General features: G+C 73.3%; 2 protein-coding genes. Both read right to left on the minus strand.

The features are described 5' to 3' along the window. A partial coding sequence (locus tag ADK55_RS16545; RefSeq protein ID WP_159041417.1) for an NAD(P)-binding domain-containing protein occupies window positions 1-273 on the minus strand: 273 nt, incomplete at its 3' end. Next, a partial coding sequence (locus tag ADK55_RS16550) for an enoyl-CoA hydratase/isomerase family protein (protein WP_199826544.1) occupies window positions 270-857 on the minus strand: 588 nt, incomplete at its 5' end. The genes ADK55_RS16550 and ADK55_RS16545, both read right to left, overlap by 4 nt.

Below are 857 nucleotides of genomic sequence, written 5' to 3' on the forward strand. Positions count from 1 at the left end.
GAACAGGGTGCCGGGCTTGGCCGCTGCGAGCAGCCCCTGCTCCCCGTAGAGGGCCAGGACGTGGCGACCGGCCGGCAGCATGGTGATCACCACGTCCGCCTCGGCGACGGCCAGGGCGGCGGAGTCCGCGGCCTCCACGCCGGCCGCCGCGGCGGAGGCGAGCGCGGCGGGGACGAGGTCGAAACCGATCACGCGCCGGCCGGTCGCGGCGAGGTTGGCGGCCATCGGGCCGCCCATGTTGCCCAGCCCGATGAAGGCGATGCAGCTGGTCACCAGGGCACCTCCTGAGGAGAGTCGGTGACGGCGAGGCGCAGTTCGCGCCCGTCGTCGAGGGGGGCGAAGTAGCGGGCCACGTCGGATTCCGTGACCTCTTCGAGGGTGGCGGGCGACCAGCGGGGGGCGCGGTCCTTGTCGATGACCTGGGCGCGGATCCCCTCGACCAGGTCGGGAGAGCGCAGGGCCGTGCAGGAGATCCTGTACTCCTGTTCCAAGACCCTTTCCAGCGGCCCCGTTTCGCGTGCGCGGCGCAGGGCGGAAAGGGTGACCTTGAGCGCGGTGGGCGACTTGGTCAGGATGGTCTCGGCCGCGTCCTTGGCCTCGGGTTCACCGCTCGCGAGGAGCCGTTCGACGATCTCCTCGACGGTGTCGGCGGCGTAGCAGTGGTCGATCCACCCGCGCCTCGCGGCCAACAGCCCGGGAGGGGCCTGACCGACGTGGCGGGCCAGGACCTCGTGTACGGGCGCGCGTCCGAGGTCCGCCGAGAGTCGGTCGAGCCGATCGGCCGGGACGAAGTGGTCCGCGAGCCCGCACAGCAGCGCGTCGGCCGCGCCCACCGGTGCGCCCGTCAGGGCCAGGTG

Origin of the sequence: Streptomyces sp. WM4235 (assembly GCF_001279725.1) — a bacterium.
Classification (GTDB): Bacteria; Actinomycetota; Actinomycetes; order Streptomycetales; family Streptomycetaceae; genus Streptomyces.